Origin of the sequence: Streptomyces sp. NPDC045470 (genome assembly GCF_040646595.1) — a bacterium.
In the GTDB taxonomy this organism is placed as follows: Bacteria; Actinomycetota; Actinomycetes; order Streptomycetales; family Streptomycetaceae; genus Streptomyces.
Window position 1 is genome coordinate 181702 of record NZ_JBEZAN010000012.1, and the last position, 20610, is coordinate 202311.

General features: G+C 73.9%; 14 protein-coding genes and 1 pseudogene. 9 read left to right on the forward strand and 6 right to left on the reverse strand.

What is annotated here, in order from left to right:
* Window positions 1-5: 5 nt before the first annotated feature.
* From AB0A97_RS28510 to AB0A97_RS28530, 5 genes and pseudogenes are all read left to right on the forward strand, one after another.
* Window positions 6-1190, forward strand: coding sequence for a terpene synthase family protein (locus AB0A97_RS28510; RefSeq protein ID WP_361155173.1), 1185 nt, complete (start codon window positions 6-8; stop codon window positions 1188-1190).
* 155 nt (window positions 1191-1345) lie between these two features.
* A complete protein-coding gene (locus AB0A97_RS28515; RefSeq protein WP_361155175.1) occupies window positions 1346-2722 on the forward strand; it encodes an NAD(P)/FAD-dependent oxidoreductase in 1377 nt (458 codons plus the stop codon).
* Between the two features lie 265 nt (window positions 2723-2987).
* Window positions 2988-5918: an AAA family ATPase gene (locus tag AB0A97_RS28520; protein WP_361155176.1), complete on the forward strand. Its 2931-nt coding sequence runs from the start codon at window positions 2988-2990 to the stop codon at window positions 5916-5918.
* Between the two features lie 42 nt (window positions 5919-5960).
* Complete coding sequence (locus AB0A97_RS28525) at window positions 5961-6461, forward strand: hypothetical protein (protein WP_031002150.1); 501 nt, start codon at window positions 5961-5963, stop codon at window positions 6459-6461.
* Window positions 6462-6526: 65 nt separating this feature from the next.
* Window positions 6527-7007 (forward strand): annotated as a pseudogene (locus AB0A97_RS28530) (NUDIX domain-containing protein).
* 62 nt (window positions 7008-7069) lie between these two features.
* Here the strand turns inward: AB0A97_RS28530 and AB0A97_RS28535 are convergent.
* Both AB0A97_RS28535 and AB0A97_RS28540 read right to left on the reverse strand, forming a co-directional pair.
* Entirely contained in the window at window positions 7070-9070 is a 2001-nt protein-coding gene (locus AB0A97_RS28535; RefSeq protein WP_361155178.1) for a peptidoglycan recognition family protein, read from the reverse strand.
* Between the two features lie 244 nt (window positions 9071-9314).
* Window positions 9315-10451: an aminoglycoside phosphotransferase family protein gene (locus tag AB0A97_RS28540; protein WP_361155180.1), complete on the reverse strand. Its 1137-nt coding sequence runs from the start codon at window positions 10449-10451 to the stop codon at window positions 9315-9317.
* A gap of 260 nt (window positions 10452-10711) precedes the next feature.
* On the opposite strand from AB0A97_RS28540, the gene AB0A97_RS28545 reads away from it, so the two are divergent.
* The gene (locus tag AB0A97_RS28545; protein ID WP_361155182.1) at window positions 10712-12220 is read left to right on the forward strand and encodes a hypothetical protein; all 1509 of its coding nucleotides are present in this window, start codon (window positions 10712-10714) and stop codon (window positions 12218-12220) included.
* Between the two features lie 116 nt (window positions 12221-12336).
* Here the strand turns inward: AB0A97_RS28545 and AB0A97_RS28550 are convergent, their stop codons facing one another.
* Complete coding sequence (locus AB0A97_RS28550; protein ID WP_361155183.1) at window positions 12337-13818, reverse strand: SpoIIE family protein phosphatase; 1482 nt, start codon at window positions 13816-13818, stop codon at window positions 12337-12339.
* Between the two features lie 323 nt (window positions 13819-14141).
* Between AB0A97_RS28550 and AB0A97_RS28555 the strand changes: the two genes are divergently transcribed.
* From AB0A97_RS28555 to AB0A97_RS28565, 3 genes are all read left to right on the forward strand, one after another.
* On the forward strand, window positions 14142-15566 hold the full coding sequence (locus AB0A97_RS28555) for a HEAT repeat domain-containing protein (protein WP_361155185.1): 1425 nt from the start codon (window positions 14142-14144) through the stop codon (window positions 15564-15566).
* A gap of 148 nt (window positions 15567-15714) precedes the next feature.
* Entirely contained in the window at window positions 15715-16842 is a 1128-nt protein-coding gene (locus AB0A97_RS28560; protein WP_361155186.1) for a glycosyltransferase family 1 protein, read from the forward strand.
* Window positions 16839-18029, forward strand: coding sequence for a glycosyltransferase (locus tag AB0A97_RS28565; RefSeq protein WP_361155187.1), 1191 nt, complete (start codon window positions 16839-16841; stop codon window positions 18027-18029). Before AB0A97_RS28560 ends, AB0A97_RS28565 begins: the two co-directional genes overlap by 4 nt.
* 28 nt (window positions 18030-18057) lie before the next feature.
* Here AB0A97_RS28565 and AB0A97_RS28570 read toward each other — a convergent pair whose 3' ends face one another.
* The 3 genes from AB0A97_RS28570 to AB0A97_RS28580 are packed head-to-tail and all read right to left on the reverse strand — an operon-like array spanning window position 18058 to window position 20434.
* Window positions 18058-19113, reverse strand: a complete 1056-nt coding sequence (locus tag AB0A97_RS28570; protein ID WP_361155189.1) for a bile acid:sodium symporter family protein — start codon at window positions 19111-19113, stop codon at window positions 18058-18060.
* Entirely contained in the window at window positions 19106-19555 is a 450-nt protein-coding gene (locus AB0A97_RS28575) for a hypothetical protein (protein WP_361155191.1), read from the reverse strand. Before AB0A97_RS28575 ends, AB0A97_RS28570 begins: the two co-directional genes overlap by 8 nt.
* A gap of 15 nt (window positions 19556-19570) precedes the next feature.
* Window positions 19571-20434, reverse strand: coding sequence for an isocitrate lyase/PEP mutase family protein (locus AB0A97_RS28580; RefSeq protein WP_361155192.1), 864 nt, complete (start codon window positions 20432-20434; stop codon window positions 19571-19573).
* Window positions 20435-20610 lie beyond the last annotated feature (176 nt).

Consider the following 20610-nt stretch of genomic DNA (forward strand, 5'->3'; position numbering starts at 1 on the left):
GAACCATGCAGGCAACAGGCTACGGCGCCCCGGAACACGAGATTCCCGCCGCCCGTTCGGCCGCGGTCCCCTTACCGGGGGCCGGGCCGGAGCACGACCTCGACGCGACGGCGCCGCACGCCGCCGTCGTCGTGCCCCAGCTCTTCTGCCCCATCCCGGCGGCGCCGCACCACGAGACCGCCGGCATCGAAGCGCGGGTGGTGGACTGGATGGCGCGGTTCGGGTTCTGCGACGACGACTTCCACCACGCCCAGGTACTGGCCAACCGCACCGCCGAGTGGGCGTGCCGGATCGCGCCCGACGGCGCCACCGATCCGCTGCAGATCGGGGCCGACTGGTCCTGCCTGGGCCTGCTGCTGGACGACGTCTACCTGGACGGCGGGCTCTTCAGCCGGAACCCGGAACGTTTCCTCCCGATGGCCGTCCAGGTCATCCACGGGGCCGACCACCCCGAGACCACCGACGGCCCGACGGCCGACCCCTACACCGCGGCCTTCGGCGAGGTCTCGCACCGCTACCGGCGGCACGCCACCGGCACGGTCGTACGGCGCTGGGTCGACGGCGTTGCCGAATGGTTTCTCGCCGCGTGCGTCGGCATGGGCCAGCGGGCCTCGGGGACCGTACCGAGCCTGGAGGAGTACTTCGTCATCGGCCCCCGGGACCGCGGTACCAAGGCGTCCATCGCCGTCATCGAGATGGCGGAGGGCACCTCGCTGCCCAGTGAGGCGGCCGAGACACCCCGAATACGAGCCCTGACCCAGATCGCCTCGGCGCTGGTGACCTTCGCCAACGACGTCTACTCGTACCACCGCGAGGTCAAGGAGCAGTCCCTGGAGTCCAACCTCGTCGGCATCCTGGAGCACGCGCTGCGCGTGCCGCCCCAGGAAGCCATGATCCGGGCGGCCGCGCTGCACGACCGCCTGATGTGCCTGTACGTCACCCTGCGGGACCAGACCGCCGTACGGGCCGCTCCCGAGGTGCGCTGCTACCTCGGCCAACTGGACCACTTCATCCGGGGCAACCTGGACTACAGCGCCGTGACCCCGCGCTACCGGTCCGACCCGAGTGCCGCCCCCGATCCGGCGCCCGCGTTCGGTGTCTGGGCGGACTCGCCCAGTGACGGGAGTCTCGAACCGCTGCCGCTGCGCCCGGTCGCGTGGTGGTGGGAGCAGCTGAGTCCCGCGATGTGAGCCAGGGGGACGTCGCTGTCCCCCGGCTCCGCGGTCCACGGGGCCGGCCCGTTCCCGGCGGCCCTTCGGACCCTTCGCCCCTGTCGCAACGTCCCGGTACCCGGACCGGCGCCCCGGCGGGCGCGGCCGGGCACCGGCAGGAAGGGTGAACCGTTGTGAGTGCAAAGCCCCGTGTCGTCGTGGTCGGCGGCGGGATAGCCGGCCTGTCCGCGGCCTTCCGCCTCCAGCAGGCCGGATGCGAGACCGTCGTCCTGGAGAGCGCCGGGCCGGAGATGGCCGGCGGCCGGATGGCCACCGTCAACGTCTCGGGATTCGCCGTCAACCGGGCGGCGACCATCCTCATCCACAGTTACCGCGAACTGATCCGTCTCATCGCCGCGGCCGGCCTGGCCGGCGAGGTCGTCCCCGGTAGCGACCTGTTCGGCCTGGTCCGCGGCGGCCGGGTGGACCGCGTCCGCCTCGGCTCCCGCCGACAGCTCGCCACCGGCGGTCTGCTGACCAGCTTCCCCCTCGGGGACATCGTCAAGCTGCTGCGCGACTACCGCCGTGCGCGCCCGCTGCTGACGCCGCACGACATGTCCCCGATGGCCGCGGCCGACTTCGAGTCCGTCCACCAGTACGCCACCCGCCGCGGCCTGCGGCCCGAGACCCTGGAGTACCTGCTCGACCCGCTCGTCTCCGGGCTGTGCCTGGGAGAGCCGGAAGAAGTGTCGGCCGCGATGCCGTTCGTCTTCATCGACGTCATCCTGTGCGGCGGCGGCTTCTTCACCTCCAAGGAAGGTGTCGGCTTCCTGCCCAAGGGACTGGCCCGGCAGCTCACCGTCGAATATCACGCCCGGGTCACCTCGGTCGAGGACCGCGGCGAGGAGGTGGCGGTCACCTGGCACCGGCCGGGCGAGGCGGAGCACCTAGAGACCGCCGCCGCCTGCGTCCTGGCCGTGCCGCCGCCCCAGGTGCCACCACTGTACGGACAACTCACGGCCGACCAGCGCGAGTTCCTGGACGACGCCCCGTACGCCCGCAGCATCCATGTCGCCTTCGGACTGGACCGCCCGACGGCGGAACGGGCCATGCTGGTGCAGGCGTCCCGTGTCGAACACCCGGACCTCTGTGCCTTCGTGCTGGAGCACAACCTCTCCCCTCGGCGCGTACCGGAAGGGACGGGGCTGGTCATGACCCACCTGCGCGGCGCGTGGTCGGACCGCAACTGGGACCTGGGGGACGACAAGGTGGTGGACCACGTCCTGGCGGGCGTCCGGCGGATGGGCGTCCTGCCCGAACTGGAACGCCACACCACGATGACGCACATCTGGCGCGTCTCGCCGTGCCTGATCGGCCGGCGTCCGGGGGACTACCGCGCCATCGCCCGTTTCGCGGCCGGATTCGACCCGCGCGGCCGGGTCCAACTGGCCGGCGGCGACATCCTGGGCCACTCCACCACCAACAGCAGCGTGGCGTCCGGCGAGCGGGCCGCCCGCAACCTGGTGACCCGGCTGCGCACCGAGGGGACGCTCACGCCGGAACGCCACTGACCCGCGCACCGGGCGGCTCAACTGCCCTTGTATCACCACCAGTTCACTCGTAAGAGTGGCCGCTTACGGGGGTGTCGGCCGGGCCGGTCCGTGCTACGTGCGGGCGCCTATAGCACGGTCCGGCCCCCGGTGTGCAGCATGTCACTCATCCTGGTTACCGCGGGTCCGTATGGGCGTACGCTCTGCGCTATCGCAGGCAGAGTGCGGCCGGACGGGCCCGCACTCGCGGCGGGCGGGAGCACCCACGCGGCGAACGGATTCAGTCATGGCCAACGGATGGGAGCAGGTGCGCAACGCACGGCGTGTCCTGCTCGAACGGAACGCCGAACTCGAAGCCCTGGAGGCGGCCTTGGACCGCCTCTGCGGACCTGGTGGCGGCCCCGCCGCCGCCCGGCGCGGCGGTCTGCTCTCCTTCGCCGCACCCGCCGGCATGGGCAAGACCGCACTGCTCGGCGAGGTCCGCGCCCGTGCCGCCGCGCACGGCTGCACCGTACTCTCCGCACGCGGCGGCGAGCAGGAACACGGCATGGCGTTCCACGTCGTACGCCAGCTCGTGCAGCCCGTCCTGGCCGCCTACGACGAGGCCGCCTCCCGCACCGTCCTGGGCAGCTGGTACGACATCGTCGCCCCGGCCCTCGGCCTGGTGGCCGACGCGGGCGGCAGCGTGCCCGACCCGACCGGGGTACGCGACGGCCTGGACTGGCTGGTGACCCGCCTCGCCGTGCAGCAGGCGCCCACCGTGCTGGTCCTGGACGACGCGCACTGGGCCGACCAGGAGTCCCTGAGCTGGCTCACCGCGTTCGCGCCCCGGGCCGAGGACCTCCCGATGCTCGTGGTGGTCGCCTACCGGCCCGAGGAACTGCCGCGCGACGCCGCCCCCTTCCGCAAGCTCGCCGAACGCCACGCCACCCGCCCCTTCACCCTCACCCCGTTCACCTGCGACGCGGTCGCCAGCATCGTCCGCGAGGCGATCGGCGGGGCAGCCGAGGACAAGTTCTGCACCGAATGCTGGGCGGTCACCGACGGCAACCCCTTCGAAGCCGTGGAACTCGCCGCCGGACTCCGCGAGCGCGGCCTCAAGGGCAGCCGGGACGACCTGCCCGCCCTGCGCGACGTCGCCTCCGCCGTCAAGGGCAAGGGCCTGATCGACCGGCTGGACAAGCTCGGCGGCGCCGCCGTCCGCCTCGCCTGGGCGATCGCCGTCCTGGGCGCCTCGGCCGCTCCCGACATCACCGCCGGTGTCGCCGCGCTCGGCGCCGAGGCGGCGGCCGAGGCCGTCACCCAACTGCGTGAGGCGCGCATCCTGGCCCAGGCCGAGGCCCCCGACGGCATCCTGCAGTTCGCCCACCCGCTGATCGCCACCGCCGTCCACCGGGCGATCCCGACCGCGCTGCGCGTCGGCATGCACAACGTGGCCGCCGAAGCGGTGGTGGAAGCCGGACTGGGGCCGACGGTCGCCGCCCGGCATCTGCTGGAGGTGCCCTGCCAGGGAGACGACTGGGTGGTCCACCGGCTGCGCCAGGCCGCGCGGGAGTACGTACGGGCCGGCGCACCCGACGCCGCCCGCCGCTTCCTGGCCCGCGCCCTGCGCGAGCCGCCCTCGCCGGAGAACCGCGCCGCCGTCCTGTTCGAACTGGGCGCCGCCACCTTCCTCTCCGCCCCCGAGGTCACCGTCAACTACCTCCGCGAAGCCCTGGAGGAACCGGACGTCGACCCCGAGCTGCGCGAGGCCGTCACCTACCGCCTGGCCCAGGCGCTCGCCCACACCGACAAGGTCGCCGAGGCCGCCGCGCTCGCCGCCGACGAGGCCCGCCGCACCAGCGTCCCCGGCACCCGGCTGCGGATGCAGGCCGAGAACTTCGTCTGGAGCGCCTTCCGCGCCGACGAACCGGACTCGGCGGCCCGCTCCCGCAGGCTGACCCGGCTCGCCGACCACCTCACCGGCGACGGCCTCGCCGAGCGCTACATCCTGGGCCTGCGCGCCTGGGACTGCGTGGTGCACGGCGAGCCCGCCGCCACCGCCCTGCGCTACGCCGAGGCGGCCCTGGTCGGCGGGCTGAGCTGGACCGAGGACAACCGCGGGTTCGAGGTGCCGGTCGCCGTCGCCATGACGTTCATGTACTGCGACCAGCCCGGCCGCGCCGAGGAACTGTTCACCCGCGGCATGGCCGAGTGCGAGCGCAAGGGCTGGCGCGGCGCCCACCTGGCCTTCGGCCACGCCCTGCTCGGCTACATCCGCTACCGTCGCGGCGCGCTGACCGAGGCCGAGACCCTGGTGCGCGAAGGGCTGCGGATCGCCGAGCGGGTCGGCGGCGCGGTACCGGCCCGGTGGTACGCCATCGGCATCCTCATCGAGATCCTGCTCGCCCGCGGCCGCGTCGACGACGCCCAGGAACTCGCCGACCACTTCAGCTACGGCGACATCGTGCCCAACGCCGTCGTCTACCCCGACTCGCGCACCGTCTACAGCGAACTGCTGATGGCCCGCGGCCTGCACCGGCACGCCGAACACCACCTCAAGGCGGTCGGCAGGCGGCTGGAGGCCCGCGGCATGCGCAACCCCGCCTGGTGCCCCTGGCAACTGCACCTCGCCCGCGCCACGGCGCTCACCGACAGCCCGCGCGCCGTCCAGCTGGCCGAGGAAGGCGTACGGCGGGCCCGCAGGTTCGGCACCGCGACAGCCGTCGGCGAGGCCCTGCACTGCGCCGCCACCGTGATCGGCGGCGGCCGGGCCCTCAAACTGCTCGCCGAGGCCGTACGGGAACTGGAGCACTCACCCGCCGGCTACGCGCTGGCCGAAGCCCTGGTCGACCACGGAGCGGCGCTGCGCCGGGCCGGCCTGCCCCAGGACGCGGCCGAGCGCCTCTACCGCGGGCTGGAGGGCGCGGTCCACTGCGGAGCCGACGGTCTGGCGGAACGCGCCCGCGACGAGCTGTCGGCGGCCGGTCTGCGCCCGCTCCAGTTGCACAGCACCGGCACCGAGACCCTCACCGCCCAGGAGCGGGCGGCCGCCGAGCGGCTCGCCCTGGGCTGGCCCACCAGCCGCATCGCCGAGGAGCTGGCCACCCCGGAGACGGTCGTCACCCGCCTGCTGTCCAGTGTCTGCCGCAAGATGGGCACGGACTACGCGGGCCTGCCGCGGCTGCTGGAGACGGCCGCCCCGGGCGTCGCGCCGGCCGAGCCGCCACTGGGTTGACGCCGGGCCCGCCGGCCGCCGGCGGCCACGTACGATGGCGGTATGTCCTTCCTCCGCCGCCGCAGCGCAGCCACGCCCGCCGGGCCTGACTTCGACGTCCTCGCCATGGACCCCGGGGACTGGCCCGGCAATCTCGGAGCGGGACTCCTGCCCGCCCCCGACGGTAGCTGCCAGGGGGTCTTCCTCCGCTACGACCTGTTCGGCGGCCGCGGCCCCGCGATGATCATCGGCAATCTGCCGGAGGGCTCCCCGGCGCGCGACCTGGCGGACGGACAGGTGCCGTTCGAGGTGGCGCAACTGCTCGCGGCGCTGGAGAACGACGAGCCGGTCACCGTCGTCGAGACCGAGGACACCCCGGTCATGCACGACGACAACCTGCTGATCGTCAAGCGCATCAAGTGCTCCGAGGGCCGGATCTCCTGCGCCCAGTTCGACCGCAGCGACGGCGTCCTGGTCACCATCGCCAGTTGGGACCGGCCGATCACCGACGACCTGTACGCCCTCCTGAAGCCGCTGCCGGCGGAGATGTTCCAGCAGGGCTGACCCGAAGGCACGCCCCGGCCGTACCGGTTCCTGGCATCGTGGCCGCCATGGCCGCCATGGCCGCCATGGCCGAACTGGTGGGCCGGGTGGACGAGCGGGACCGGGTGGTGGGCGTGGCCGTCCGCGCCGAGGCCGTCCGCGAGGGGTGGCTGCACCGGGTGGCGACCGTCGTGTGCCGCGACAGGCAGGGCCGGATACTGGTCCACCGGCGGACGTCTCACGGTTTCCGGGCCGGTACAACTGGCTGATCGGCGGCGCGGTGCACGCGGGGAGTCGTACGAGGAAGCCGCCGCCCGCGAACTGTCGGAGGAACTCGTCGTCCGGGCCGCGGCCCGGCTCGCCTTCACGTTCCTGTGCCGCGGGGCGATCGCCCCGTACCGGCTCGGCGTGCACGAAGCCGTCATCACGGGCGACGGGATGCCGGACCCGGCGGAGATCGCCTGGCACGACTGGCTGACCGAGCCCGCTCTCCGGGAGGCCGTGCGGCGGGGGGACCTCGTCCCCGGCGGCCGGGAAGCCTTCACGAGGTACGCCGCCCTCGCCTGAGCGCTGACGCGGCCGGACGCCGTGCCGGGCCACTGAGAGCCCGGCACGGCGCTGCCCGCGTGCTACCGCTGCGAAGACCGCACGTCCACATCGGCCGCCCGCACATAGCCGACCCGGTGCCCCACCTGGATTTCGTAGTAGACGTCCTGGCCCCGCACGACCGTGTGTTGGGACAGGTCGTACGTCGGGGCGTAGAAGTACTCGCCGCGCACCCGGTTGCCGACGGCGTAGCGCTGGCCGGACAGCAGCTTGTACGGGAGCGGCGTGACGGCCTGTACCGGCACGCCCGCCGGGTAGGCCGCCGCCTCCGGGTACGCCCGTCCGTAGACCGGGATGTCCGCCCGGCCCGCCTTCGGCGTGATCACCAGCCCCTTCGCGTCGACCGCGGTGGGCTGCTTCGGCGGGTTGTGGAACCACGCCTTCTGGCCCAGGTACCAGACGGCCGTCCACTCCCCCCGGCGCTCCGCGACCGCGTACCGCTGGCCGGTGGTGGCGCGGGCACCGGTGTCGTTGACCCCGGTCGTCGAGGGGCTGCCGTCCGGGCGCAGACCGATGTCACTGACCAGGGGCGCGCTCGCACTCGGTGCGGTGTGCAGGCGCACCGCGGCCGAGCCGTGCGGCGCGCACGGCTGCCCCGGCTTCTCGCAGTCGGTGTAGACGGGCCGGTGCCGGTCGTAGTCGGGGCGGATGGTGACCAGGCCGCCCCCGGGGCCCGCCGTGCGCACGAACGGCTTGCCCAGCAGCCGGAAGTAGTGCGCCCAGTCCCAGTACGGGCCCGGGTCGGTGTGCATGCCCTTGATCGTGTCGGGTGTCGTGCCCGGCACGTTGTCGTGGCCGATGATGTGCTGCCGGTCCAGCGGCAGGTCGTACTTGCGCGCCAGGTAGCGCACCAGGCGCGCCGAGGCCCGGTACATCGCCTCGGTGTACCAGGCGTCCGGAGCCGCGAGGAAACCTTCGTGCTCGATGCCCACGGAGTGCGCGTTGACGTACCAGTTCCCCGCGTGCCAGGCGACGTCCTTCGTCGGCACGTGCTGGGCGATCAGTCCGTCGGCCGACCGGATCGTGTAGTGCCAGGACACATAAGTCGGGTCCTTGATGAGCTTCAGCGTCGTCTCCCACGACCCCTCGGTGTCGTGCACGACGATGGCGTCGACCCGCTGGTCCCGGGGCCGGTCCGCCTTGTCGTGGTTGCCGTAGTCCCCGTCGCCGAACTTCTCGTACGGCGCGGGCACGGACACACAGGAGACCGTACGCGGGCATTCGAGGCGGGAGCCGTCCGCCGGCGCGGCGGCGGACCGCAGCCCCAGGCGCCCGAGCTGCGCCCGGTCCGGCGTCAGGCCCGGCGCGGCGGGAAGTGTCACCGCCTGGCCGGCGCCGGTCGTACGGGACCGGCCCTGCCGCAGGACGTCGTACACGTCGTCGGCGAAGCCCGCCGCCGTCCGGGCGTCGTCCGCGCCCGAATAGCGGGCGACGGCCCCGTACCAGCGGGCCGGATCGGCGGAGCGCAGCCCCAGGCGGCGCTGCTCCTCGGCCAGCAGCGCCGCACCGCCGCGGATGTTGGAAGCCGGGTCCCGGCGCAGCCGTTCGGCGGGCAGCCCGGTCAGCCGCGCCGCCCGCTCCAGGGTGCGCAGCCGGGCGGGCAGCTCCGTGGTGGCGGGGAGCCGCGCGTGGGCCCGCTTGCGGGCACGGGAGTCGTCGCCGCGCGGATCCTCGTCACCGTGGCTGTGGTGCGGCCGCTCGGCCAGCGCCGTACGGGCGTCGGTCAGGTGCATCGGGCCGTAGCCGCCGGAGACACTGGGCGCGCCGCCGTGCCCGTCCCAGCGCGACTCCATGTACGCCACGGCCAGCAGCACGTCCCGGGGGACGCCGTAGCGCGCGGCGGCGTCCGCGAACGCCTGCTGGAGGGAGTCGGCGGCGGGCTGTGCCGCCGCGGCGCGGGGCTGCCCGTCCGGGCCGGACGGCGCGGCGGAGACCAGCGGCAGCAGCAGGGCCGCCGCCGCGACGGCGGTGGCGGCCCTGCGCGCTCTGGAGCGGGGGGTTCTCTTCTCGTCGGATCCTCGCAATGCAGCCTCCTGTGGCCGACCGGGACGAGCCGGGGCGTCTGGCGGATGGTGTGCATACGGCCGTGCGCGGAACGGGATCCTTACAGCTATCGCCTGGCCGACGATCCGTCAATCACCGTGCGCCCCACGGGTTTCGTATGTCAGCGCGCATCCCGCAATCCCGTACGAGAGCGAGGGCAGCCCCCGGCACACACGGGTGAGCGGCACGCCCCTACGGCGTGCCGCTCACGTGCCCCTCGGCGGATCAGCGGGTGCCGACCGCCGCCCGTACCGCACGGCGCGCCATCTGGCAGTCGTCGTGCAGCCGACGCAGCAGCAGCCGCTGTTCCTCACCCGCCGCAAGCGCACCACCGGGGTGACCCGGCCCCGGCGTGCCCGTCGGCGTGGGCTCGCGCATGGTGCGCTGCACGGCGGTTTCGTAACGCCGTATTTCGCGGGTGAGCACCAGCATCAGATTGACCAGGAAGGCGTCCCGTGCGGCGGGTCCCGCGGCCTGCGCGAGCTGGCTGATCTGGCGGCGCGCCACCGGGGCGTCACCGAGCACCGACCACAGGGTCGCGAGGTCGTAGCCCGGCAGGTACCAGCCGGCGTGGTCCCAGTCGAGCAGCACCGGCCCGGCGGGGGAGAGCAGGACGTTGTTCAGCAGCGCGTCGCCGTGGCAGAACTGACCCTGGGTGTGGGCCAGGCCGTGCAGCAGCTTCTGCAGGTCGCCCAGGTCCCGGTCGGTCAGCAGACCGAAGTCGTGGAAGCGCCCGATGCGGCCCGCGTAGTCCAGCGGCGCGTCGAACATCCCGGCCGGCGGTCGCCAGAGGTTGACCCGGCAGATCGCGCCGAGCGCGGCCCGTACGTCGGCGCGCGGCGGTGCTTCGGTGGGATGCCGTTGAAGGGAGGCGACCCGGCCGGGCATCCGCTCGACGACCAGGGTGCAGTTGTCAGGATCCGCGGCGACCAGCCTCGGTACGCGCACCGGCGGGCGGTGGCGTACGAAGGACCGATACGCAGCTATTTCGTGCCGGAACCGCTCGGCCCACGCGGGGGAGTGGTCCAGTAAGCACTTGGCGACCGCGGTCGTACGGCCGGCGGTGCCCACCAGGAGGACGGACTTGCCGCTCCGGCGCAGCACCTGGACCGGATGGAACTCGGGGCAGATGCGGTGCACCGAGGCGACCGCGGCGCGCAGCTGAGCACCCTGGGGGCCGGACAAGTCGAGTCTCCCGCTGAGCGGTTGGGTGCCTCCCCCCTGCACCCGCCGGTTGCGGCCGCCGGTGAGGCCGGAAACCGCCCCCTGGGACTGGGAGGGGTCGAGATACGGCCCGCTTCCCGGAGGCTGCGGACGGTACGGCCGGTTCGGGGCGCTCACGGCGGACGATGCTGCGTACATGGGTGAGACAGATCCCTTCGTGCGCCGACGAGTTGCAGTGCGGCTCCCGGCCCGGCGACCCGGGGCCCGAAGGCCCCGGATCCGGTGTCCGCACCCTGGGGAATGCGGTACCGACACCGGGCCGGGGGCTGCACTTCTACAGAACACGCGGGCGCGGGTGGCAGACCATCTGGCGGACCCTGGCGAACCCTGGCGAATGCTCGCGGGCGTCCTCGGCGGCCCGTTACTGTCAAGTCAGTCGAGGAACCTGGGGGCTTGACGTGGACAGGGAGCCGAACACCCGTCTCGCGGACCTTTTCGGCCTGGCCGGCTGGTCCAAGGGCGAGCTGGCGAGACTGGTCAACCGGCAGGCGGCCGCCATGGGGCATCCGCAGCTGGCGACCGACACCTCGCGGGTACGGCGCTGGATCGACACGGGGGAGACCCCGCGCGACCCGGTGCCCAAGGTGCTCGCCGCCCTGTTCACCGAGCGTCTCGGCCGTGTCGTAACCATCGAGGACCTCGGGTTCGGTCGTTCCGGGCGCGCGGGGAGGAAACAGGCCACGGACGGTCTCCCGTGGCCGCCCGAGCGAACGGCGGCGGTCCTCACGGAATTCACGGGAATGGACCTCATGCTCAACCGACGCGGCTTGGTGGGCGCGGGCGCGGCGCTCGCCGCGGGCTCCGCACTCAGCAGCGCCATGCACGACTGGCTGCACACCGATCCGGCGCTGGCAGCCGACGCCCCCCGATTCGACGACCCGTTCGACTACAACACCATCGACCAGATCGGCTACGACCGTTACGAGGCGGCTCCCGTGGGGTCGCAGGAGATCGACGCACTGGAGCGGTCGGTCGAGGTCTTCCGCGCCTGGGACGCGGCCCGCGGCGGCGGGCTGCAGCGCAAGGCCGTGGTGGGCCAGCTCAACGAGGTGGGCGGGATGCTCGCCTACCACCACCCCGACCATCTCCAGCGCAGGCTGTGGGGGGTGGCGGCCAACCTCGCCGTCCTGGCGGGCTGGATGTCCCACGACGTGGGGCTGGAGCCCACCGCCCAGAAGTACTTCGTCATCGCCGCCCACGCGGCGCGCGAGGGTGGCGACCGCCCGCGCGCGGGCGAGGCGCTCTCCCGGGCGGCCCGCCAGATGGTGCACCTGGGCCGTCCCGACGACGCCCTGGACCTGATGAAGCTGGCCAAGTCCGGCTCCGGCGCCGAGAACCTGCCGCGGACCCGCGCGATGCTCTGCACCATCGAGGCGTGGGCCCAGGCCAGCAAGGGACAGGGCCAGGCCATGCGGCGCACCCTGGGCGAGGCGGAGGAACTCTTCGTCGCCGACCGGGGCGATGTGCCGCCGCCGAGCTGGATGCAGATGTTCGACGAGGCGGACATGCACGGTATGCAGGCGCTGGCCTTCCGTACACTGGCCGAACACGACCCGCGGGCGGCGAAGATCGCCCAGGCGCACGCCAAGCAGGCGCTGCGGCTGCGCGACAACGGCCGGCAGCGGTCGCAGATCTTCGACTACCTCTCGCTGGCCTCCGCCTGCTTCATCGGCAACGACCCCGAACAGGCCGACCGCTACGCCCGGCTGGCCCTGGTGTCCATCAAGGAGAACTCCTCCCACCGCACCTGGGACCGGCTGCGGGAGATGTACCGGCTCACCGGCCGGTACGCGAACTACGCCAAGATCCAGGACCTGCGGGAGGAGATCCAGCGGGTGATGCCGAAGGCCAAGAACAAGGGGCTGGGCCCGGGAATCGGTCCGGTGGGCAGCAACCTGCGGGTCTGACGCCGACGGCTACCAGCGGGGCCTGGAACGGACAAGAGCAAGGCGAGCCAAGACCCGTGACCCCGGTCCTGGCCGTACGGACATCGCGTCATACGGACACCGCGCAAGGGTTTGCGCTACCCGCTCACCCTGGCGATCAGCACACACGCGTCGTCCTCGCGCTCGGCACCGCCGAACTCCTCGGCGATGACGCGGACACAGTCCTGCGCGTTGCGCGCCGCGGCGAACCGCGGTGCCAGCGACAGGAGGCGCTCGGCACCCTCGTGGGGCGCGAGCGCGCCGTGCGACCGGCGCGGCACCAGGCCGTCCGTGTGCAGCACCAGAAGGTCGCCGGGCTCCAACTGCTCGCACCGTTCCGTGTAGGCGGCTCCGGTGGTGGCACCGAGCAGCACGCCCTCCGGGGGGCTCAGCGGGCTTCCCGTGCCGTCGCGGAACAGCAGCGGGGCGGGGTGGCCGGCCTGGGCCCAGACGAGCTGACGGGAGGCGGGGTCGAAACGGCAGCAGACCGCGCTGCCTAGGGCGGGCTGTGCGGAGGTGTCGAGGAGCTGGTTCAGATAGCCCATCAGCGGGCCCGGCTCCTGACCGGACACCGCCATGCCGCGCAGCGCGCCCAGCACCATCGCCATGCCGGACGTGGCGGTGGCGCCGTGGCCGGTCAGGTCGCCGACGCTCAGCAGGGTCCGGCCGTCCGGAAGCTGCAGCGCGTCGTACCAGTCCCCGCCGATCAGAGCGCTGGTGCCGGAAGGGAGGTAACGGGCGGCGAGGTCGAGTGCGACGGGCCCGCCCTGCGGGAACCGCAGGGAGCCGCGCCACGGCGGCAGCACGGCTTCCTGCAGCTCGACCGCAAGCCGGTGCTCCGTCTGCGCCATGTGCCGTTGACGCTGCAGCGAGTCACGGGTCTCGCGCACCGCCCGCTGGCTGCGACGCAGCTCGCTGACGTCGCGCAGCACGGCCCACATGCACGCCGTGCTGCCGTCGGCTTCGAGCACCGGCTCGCCCACCATGTGCACCGTACGGACGCTCTGGTCGCTCCGTACGATGCGGAACTCGTCGTCGATCGGGCGGCCGTCCACCAGGCAGTCGGTGACCATCGTGGTCAGTAGCTGCTGGTCCTCGCAGAAGACCAGGGACGGCAGCTCGTCCAAGGTCAGGGGCCCTTCGGCCGGGTCCCGGCCGAAGATCCCGAACAGCTCCTCGGACCAGCTCACCTCGTCGGTGAGGAGGTTCCACTCGGCGCTGCCGACCCGGCTGAGCAGTGAGCCGCGCGGATGCCCCGCGGGCTCGGGCGGCGCCACCGGCAGCCGGTCGTCGTCGGCTGCGCCCGCCGTGTCCTGGGCCGTCCCGGGGTCGGCGGGCAGGCCCTCCCGGAGCTGGTCCAGGTGTCCGCCGAGGTCGTCGAGGTGATGGACGGCGAGGTCGCACAGCGCCCGCTGCCAGCGCAGCCGGGGGTCGTCGGGCTCGTCGCCGCCCGCCGCGGTCTCCCGGCGTACGGCGTCCAGGCCGCCCCGCAACCGGCGTGCCTGGGTGATCAGGGCCTCGACCACGTCGCGCTCGGGCGGCTGGGCGGCTGGTCGGTCCGCGAACAGATGGGACGGCATGACGTTCTCCGATATCAGGCGGCGCCGGGGCCTGGTCTGACGGAAGGGCCGGTAACGACTGTTGCACAGGCTGCGACCGCCCGTAAGGGATTTGGCATTACCCGATACGGTGGTGCACTTGGCATATGCCCCCGGCCTCCCTGGGGCAATCTTCGGCCGAATCAGCGGAACGGAGCGTTCCAGGCTAGGCTTCGGCCGCCGTAGCGCGCTCGGTCCCACCGATCCATGGTGGGAACGACGCATACGACCCGTGGTCACCGGCAAGAATGCCGGTCAGCGGAAATCCCGTTGCCAGCCTGCCCCCCGCACCGGATGCTGACCTCATGTTCGATCCAGACATAGCGCCCAGTGGCACCCTGCTCGGCCTCCTGCAGCGAGGCCGCGGCGACGGGACCCTGCACGCCCTCGCGGCGCCGCGGGCCGAGGCGCTCGCGGCACTGAACGACAGCGTGCTGCGCGACCCCCGCCGCGACTGGCAGGTAGAGAACCGCTCCCTGTACTACGCGCGCCTCTACATGCAGCTCGACGGCGGACTCGAAGAGATCGAACGGCATCTTTTCCACCCCGACGACCTCACCGACCCCGGCGAGGAGCGCACGGGCCTCGCCCTCGCCGTGCTCGGCCACCTCGCCGCGTACGGCCGGGACGCCGCCCTCCTCCTCCTGCGCAGCTACGCCGCCGCCGGCACGAACTGGCGCTGGGCCCTGGACGAGCTCGCGCTGCGGGACGACGACGCGGGACTGGCGACCCTCGCCCCCGCGGTCCTCGCCCGCTTCCCGCACACCGCCGAGGGCGACGCCGAGCTGGCCGCCGCCGTCCGCGACGCCTTCGAGCCCCGCCCGTGGCGGCTGTGGGCCGAGGACCCCCGCTACGGCGAACGCGTCCGCGCCGCCCAGGAACAGGGCTGCTTCGACCGCTGGCAGCGCCAGCTCAGGCCCAGCGGCCCCCGCCCCGGCTGGAGCGTCACCGAAGTACTGGACTGGGCCCAGCAGGGCCTGGAGCTGCATCCCGAGGAGTGGCGCCAGGTCCCGGCGGCGCGCTGCCTGGCGGCCGTCGCGGGCCCCGAGGACCGCCCCGAGCTGCTGCGCGCCGCGCGCACCGGCCCGGACGCCGCCCGCGCCGCCGCCCTGCGCCACCTCGCCGAGCGCGGCGACCCGGAGGCCCTCGACCTCATCGAGGCCGCGGCCGCCGACCCCTTCTCCAGCCGTCCGCTCGCCGAGGCCGCGCTCGCCGCCTTCGAGCGGATGCGCGCCGTGGCCGCCGTCGAGCGGGCCCGCCGGTGGGCCCCCCGCCCCGACGCCCTCGGCGCGGCCGGCGCCACGATGCTGGCCCGCCGCGGCAGCCGTGGCGACGCCGACCTGGTGCTGGCGGCCCTACGCCGTACGGTACGGACCGAGGGACCGGACGCGGACGGACTGTGGGAGCTGGTCGACGGGGCGGGACGCCTGGGCGTGGCCTGCGCGGCGCCGGTGCTGCGCCACATCTACCGCGAGACCTCCTCCTCCCACCTCAGAGGCCGCGCCGCGGGCGCGCTGGCCGTCACCGACCCCGGGTTCCCGGCGGGCTTCGCCGTCGAGTGCCTGTGGGACTGCGAGGAGAGCACCCGCGAGCTGGCCGCCCGGCACGCGGCGACCGGCGACGACCGGGTCGTGGAGCAACTGCGCAGGCTGGCCGCCGATCCGGCCGAGGAGGCCGAGGTGCAGACGGCGGTACGCAGCCGCTTCGGGCCGGACGCGCCGGCGCTCTGAGCCGCGGGGGCGCAGGGGCCGCGGGAGCGCACGGGCCGTCCGCGCCGGGCGCCCGTGCTCCGGCGCGGGCGTCAACGCTCACGGGACGTTCCCCGGCAGGAAAGATCCCCGTGGCCGGTTCCACGCCCGGTGGGCCGACAACAGCCGTATGCGTGTTGCCATCGTCAGCGAGTCCTTCCCGCCCGACGTCAACGGCGTCGCCCACTGCGCCCTCGAAACCGCCCGGCACCTGGTCCGGCGCGGGCACGACGTGCTCGTCGTCGCCCCGACGGGCGCCGACGGGACACCGGACGGCGGACCGGGCGCCCCCTGCTCCGTCGTCCGGGTGCCCTCGGTGCCGCTCCCGGGTCACCCGCAGGTCAGGGTGGCGCTGCCCGGCCGCCGGCTGGCCGCCGCGCTGGACGGGCACCGGCCGGACGTGGTGCACCTGGCCGGGCCCTTCGTCCTGGGGGCCCGCGCGATGGCCGTCGCCGCGCGGCGAGGCGTGCCCGCCGTCGCCGTCTACCAGACCGACCTGGGCGGCTACGCCCGTGCCTACCTGCGCACCGGCGGCGCCGCGGCCTGGCGGCGCCTGCGGACGGTGCACGCCGCGGCCGACCGGACCCTCGCGCCGTCCTCCTCCGCCCTGCACGACCTGGCCGCGCACGGGGTGCCCCGGCTGCGGCTGTGGCCGCGCGGCGTGGACTCCGCGCGGTTCCACCCCGCTCGCCGCGACACGGTGCTGCGCAGCTCGCTCGCCGCGGGCCGGACCCTGCTGGTCGGGTACGTCGGGCGGCTCGCGCCCGAGAAGGAGGTACGGCTGCTGGCCCGGGCCTCGCGGCTGCCCGGCGTACGGACCGTGGTGATCGGGGACGGGCCGAGCGCCCCCGGCCTGCGCGCCGCCCTGCCCGGCGTGCGTTTCCTGGGCCGCCGCACGGGCGACGAACTGGCGCGGCTCGTCGCCTCCCTGGACGTGTTCGTGCACACCGGCCGCTACGACACCTTCTGCCAGACCGTCCAGGAAGCGATGGCGGGCGGCGTACCCGTGGTGGCGCCCGCCGCCGGCGGCCCGCTGGACCTCGTGGAGCACGGGCGTACGGGGCTGTTGGTGCCGCCGGGTGACGGGGAGGCGCTGCGCGACGCGGTCCGGCTGCTGGCCGGCGACCCGGCCGCGCGCGCACGGCTGGGCGCCGCGGGCCGCGCGGCGGTCGAACACCGCACCTGGGAGGTGGTCGGCGACGAACTGCTGGGCCATTACGAGGACGTGCTCGCCGACCGGACGGCGGTGGCCGCATGACGGCGCGGACGGGCACGTCCGCGCGGTTCGTCCTCGACGAGACCCGGTACGTCGGAGCCGGACTGCGCATCGTACGGCTCGCGAACTTCGTGACGCCGGAGTCGGGCGGGCTGCGTACCGCTCTGCGGGCCCTGGGCGCCGGATACTGCGCCGCCGGGCACGATCCGGTCCTGATCGTGCCCGGCCCGGCCGCGGGCGACGAGGACACCGGCCAGGGACGGGTGATCACCCTGCCCGGCCCGGTCCTGCCCGGCACGGGCGGCTACCGGGTGCTGGCCGACCGGCGCCGGGTCCGGCGTGTCCTGGAGGAGCTGGCCCCCGACCGCCTGGAGGTCTCCGACCGCACGACGCTGCGGTGGACCGGGGAGTGGGCGCGGCGGGCCCGCGTCCCGGCGGTGGCGGTGTCGCACGAGAGTGTGGACGGCGTGCTCCGCACCTGGGGCGTGCCGCGCGGACCGGCACGCGCCGCCGCCGACCGGATCAACGCCCGGACCGCGCACGCCTACAGCCGGGTGGTGTGCACGACGGAATGGGCGGCGGCCGAGTTCACCCGGGTCGGCGCGCGCAACGTCGTACGGGCGCCGCTGGGCGTCGACCTGACGGCCCGGCACCCCGCCCTGCACAGCCCGGAGCTGCGGCGCCGGTGCGCGGGTGGCGCCGACGTGCTCCTGCTCCTGTGCTCGCGGCTGTCGGTGGAGAAGCGGCCGGGACGCGCCCTGGACGCGCTGGCGGAGCTGCGGTGGCGTGGTGTCGACGCGGCCCTGGTGGTCGCGGGCGAGGGGCCGCTGCGGTCCCGCCTGGCGGCCCGGGCCCGTACCGAGCGGCTGCCCGTGGCGTTCCTCGGGCAGGTCGCCGACCCGGGTGAGCTGGCCGCCCTCCAGGCCGGCGCGGACGTGGCCCTGGCGCCGGGCCCGGCGGAGACGTTCGGGCCGGCGGCCCTGGAGGCGCTCGCCTGCGGAACGCCGGTCGTGGCGAGCGCCGCGTCGGCCCTGGCCGGTCTCGTCGGCCCCGGCGGTGACACCGCCCTGGACGACGGCCCCTCCTTCGCGGACGCGGTCCTGCGGGTCCTCGGGCGCCCCGAGGCGCAGCGCCGTGCGGCGGCCCGGCAGCGCGCGGAGGGCTACGGCTGGAAGCCGGCCGTAGCCGCCTTCCTCGCGGCCCACGACGCCGCCGTACCGCCGCTGTGACGCCGCCGTGCCGCCCGTACGGCAGGGGTCAGGCCGACGGTTCCCCCTCGACGGTCCGGGGCCCCAGCCGCAGCGACGGCTCCGGCGTGACCGGGGTGTCCTCCGGTTGACGGGCCCACCGGGCGGCGATGACCGCGCAGACCATCAACTGGAGCTGGTGGTAGAGCATCAGCGGCAGGATGACCAGGCCGGCCGCGCCGCCGAAGAGCACCGCCGCCATCGGCAGCCCGGTGGCGAGGCTCTTGTTCGAACCGCAGAACACGATGGTGATGCGGTCCGCCCGGCAGAAGCCCAGCCGCCGGGCGGCCAGCGAGGTCGTGACCAGGGCGGTGGCCAGCAGGCCCGCGGCCAGGAGCAGCAGGGCGAGCAGCCGGGCCGGGGTGATCTGGTGCCAGATGCCCTGCTCCATGCCCTTGCTGAAGGCGGTGTAGACGACGAGGAGGATGGAGCAGCGGTCCAGGAGGCCGAGGGATTTCTTGTGCCGGGTGAGCAGGCCGCCGATCCAGCGGCGCAGCACCTGCCCGGCGAGGAAGGGCAGCAGCAGATGGGTGGCGATGGAGAGCAGGCCCGCCGCCGAGAAGCTGAGGGCGGAGCCGATCAGCCAGGCCGCGAGCAGCGGGGTGGCGGCCATGCCGAACAGACTGGAGTACGTGCCGGCGCAGATGGCGGCCGGGACGTTGCCGCGGGCCGTGGAGGTCAGGGCGATCGAGGACTGGACGGTCGAGGGGACGACGCACAGGAACAGCAGCCCCGTGTACAGCCGGTCGGAGAGCAGGAACGGGACGAGGCCGCCGGCCGCCAGGCCCAGCAGCGGGAAGAGGACGAAGGTGCCGGCCCCGGTCAGCAGGTGAAGCTTCCACTGCCGTAGCCCGTGCAGTGCCTCACGGGTGGAGAGCCGCGCACCGTAGAGGAAGAAGAGCAGGCCGATGGCGAGGTCGGCGGCGGTGTCCGCGGCCACGGCCCCCGCTCCGGTCGCGGGCAGTACGGTGGCGAACAGGACGGTGCCGAGGAGGGCTGCCACATAGGGGTCGACCGCTCGTGCCAGGCGGCGCGGCGTGCGGGCGGCCGGTGCCGGGTCACTCATCGTCGCCGGTCTGCCAGGGCGGGTGGCCGACGCGGGACGGGTCGGCACCGGGGCCGTTGGCGTCCCGGGTCCGTACGTCGATGGCGCCGCCGCCTCCGTCGTGGTCGCTGCCCGCCGTCCCCTTGCCGGCGAGCAGGGTGTTGAGCGTCCGGTCGACCTCCAGCCAGGAGTCCGCCGAGGAGTTGTCGACGACGAGCAGGCCGACGGCCGTTCCCGCGCGGGGCGGTGGCGGGGTCTCGTCCTCGTCGTCCTGGGAGTCGCACGGCGGAGCGGGCGGCGGGACCGGCGGCCCCGGTGCCGCGGCCTGGGCGGCGCCGCCGCCCCACAGCACGCTCAGCACCGTCGCGACGGCGAGGGACAGCGTGGAGGGGCGCACGGCCCGGGACCGCGTGCCGCGGTCCCGGAGCCGCCCGGCGCCGCCCCGGAAGGGGTTCGGTGCCATACGGTCAGCCTCTTCTCAGACGGGGGCCGGGGCGCGGTGGGCGTGATGCCTGCTGATGTTCTTCTCCAACAGCTCGGTGGCGCACCGCAGTTCGACGCTGCCGGTCTGGCCCGTGACGGGCAGCCTGCCGTCGGCGTTCTTCAGGTCGGCCAGCGCTCCGTCGATGGCGCCGTGTGCGGCGAACAGGCAGGGGGTGCTGTAGATCGCCACGTCCACGCCGAGTTCGGTGAGTTCGGTCAGTGACAGGCGGGGCGACTTGCCGCCCGCGATCTGGTTGAACAGCAGCGGTTTGCTGCCCACCACGGACCGGATGCGTTCGATCCACTCCACGCTGCGCACCCCGTCCACCAGGACGACGTCCGCGTCCGTCTCGGCGAGCGCCGCCGCCCGCCGGACGATCTCCGCCTCCTCCGTGGCGTCCGTACGGGCCACCACGACCAGGTCCTTGCGGCTGCTCAGCACCAGGTTGAGCTTGTCCAGGTACTCCTCCAGCGGGAGGATCAGCTTGCCGTCCGCGTGTCCGCACCGGCGCGGTCTCTTCTGGTCCTCCAGGATCACGCCCGAGGCCCCGGCGCGCTCCAGGCTCTGGACGACGTGGCAGGCGACCTCGGGGTCCACATAGCCGTCGTCGATGTCCACCAGCAGGTGGTGGGACGGAAAGGCCAGGCGCAGCCGTTCGGTGAACTGCACCATGTCCGGCCAGGCGATGAATCCGATGTCGGGCAGGCCGTAATAGGATGCCGCGAAACCGAATCCGGAGACGAACATGCCGTCGTAGTGCTGGGCCGCGATGGACGCCGAATACATGTCGTAGATACCGATGAGCGGTGTGGTGCGAGGCGACCCGACCGCCTCGCGCAGGGCGCTGCCGTACTGCATGGTTCTCCTGCCTCTCGGGCCCGCGGAGCGCGGGTCCTTGGGGTGTTCTTGACCCGACGGTCCCAGGAAACAAAGAGCTAGTAAAAGGATTCCGGGAAGCAACACCCGTTTGAGGAAACGCCGCAGGCCACGGGGGTTGTTCGGAAATTATTATGAGGTGATGGGCGGACTGCGGA